This is a genomic window from Ornithinibacillus salinisoli, from assembly GCF_042684965.1.
Lineage (GTDB): Bacteria > Bacillota > Bacilli > Bacillales > Amphibacillaceae > Ornithinibacillus > Ornithinibacillus salinisoli.
The window spans coordinates 1-1,668 of the sequence record NZ_JBHUMI010000034.1 but is presented as its reverse complement, the minus strand read 5'-3'; the positions used below and the strand labels follow the sequence as shown (position 1 = coordinate 1,668).

Genomic DNA, 1,668 nt, shown 5'->3' with positions numbered 1-1,668 from the left:
CGAGGCTGCTGAAAAAGTCCAGAAAAAGTCGAAGGTATACCCAAAAAGCTTCTGATTTAGATTATAATAGAACTAATATACTTGAAGCGGTGATTAAAATGTTAGAAAGACAACCATCTTTTCCATTAAGTGCACATTCTGAACTATATGACATGTTGATTCCTAAAGATAACTTTCTTCGTCAAATGAAAGAATTAGTGGATTTCAGCTTTATTGAGGAGGAATTAAAAGACAAATATTGTTTGGAAAACGGAAGAAATGCAGAGCCTCCGATTCGTATGTTCAAATATCTTCTTTTGAAGCAAATCTATAACTTATCAGATGCAGATCTTGTAGAGCGAGCGAAGTATGATTTGTCTTTTAAATATTTCCTTGATCTTGTACCAGAAGCTTCCGTGATCCATTCTACCTCTCTGACCAAGTTTCGTAGACTTCGTCTAGTTGATAAAGATTTGATGGAAGCGTTAGTGGAAAAGACGGTTGAGTTAGCTTTAGAACATGAGGTGTTGGCAAGCAATACCTTAATTTTGGATGCCACTCATACGGCATCCCGTTTCCATGCGAAAACGGCCAAAGAATATGTACAGGAAAAATCAAAATCACTGCGAAAAACGGTTTATCAGTACCAGGAATCCATCAAGGAGCGGTTCCCATCCAAGCCAACCACAAATTCACTAGAAGAAGAAATCACATATACCAATGCCTTGCTTGATGTCGTAGAACAAGAAGAACACTTAAAACAGCTGCCTACGGTCAAAGAAAAAATTAATATGGTAAGAGAAGTCATCGACGATATCCATGAAGAGGCTAGATATGGTGGGGATCCTGATGCGCGAAAAGGTTATAAGGCGGCGGATTATTCCTTTTTAGGTTATAAAACACATATCGCCATGTCTGATGAACGCATAATTACGGCAGCAACGGTAACTTCTGGCGAAAAAAGTGATACGAAGTATTTAAAGGAATTGGTGGAAACAAGTAAAAAGAATGGGATGAAGGTAGATACGGTTTTAGGAGATACTGCTTATTCTAGTAAGGATAATATACAATACGCAAACGAACAAGAAATGAAATTGGTATCCCGTTTACACCCTGTGATAACAAATGGAAATCGAAATAAAAAATTGGAATTTGAATTTAATAAAGATGCGGATATGTATGTATGCCCTGCTGGACATTTAGCGACAAAGAAAGCCGTTAAAAAGAGAAAAGATTCTTCCCAAAATCCTCAATTGAAATATTATTTTGAAGTGGAGAAGTGTAAAGTGTGTCCGCTACGTGAAGGGTGTTATAAAGAGGGAGCAAAAACAAAGACGTATTCGGTGTCCATCAAATCGAATGAACACATCGAACAAGAGGCTTTTCAAGAAACAGAGGAATTCAAACGATTAGCCAAAGAACGTTATAAAATCGAAGCGAAAAATAGTGAATTAAAACACAGACACGGATACGATAGAGCAAATTCCTCGGGTCTATTTGGCATGAAAATTCAAGGTGCAACCACGATATTCGTGGCCAATATGAAAAGAATAATCAAACTAATGAATGAAAAGTAGGTGGAAATCCCCCTACAAAATAGACAAAAAGGAGTAAATTTTATTCAAAGATATTCCTTTTTTCAACTCTTTTTACGTTTTTAAAAAAATAGGTTGTTTTTCAGCAGCCTCG

Annotated in this window: 1 protein-coding gene; it reads left to right on the top strand. The window is 36.7% G+C overall.

The features are described 5' to 3' along the window. The first annotated feature begins 98 nt into the window (after positions 1-98). Positions 99-1,556, top strand: a complete 1,458-nt coding sequence (locus ACFSTA_RS18735; protein ID WP_377558364.1) for an IS1182 family transposase — start codon at positions 99-101, stop codon at positions 1,554-1,556. Positions 1,557-1,668: the final 112 nt, after the last annotated feature.

Excerpts from the sequence above, each read along its gene's own strand:
- ACFSTA_RS18735 (WP_377558364.1), top strand. The coding sequence starts at position 99 with ATGTTAGAAAGACAACCATCTTTTCCATTAAGTGCACATTCTGAACTA.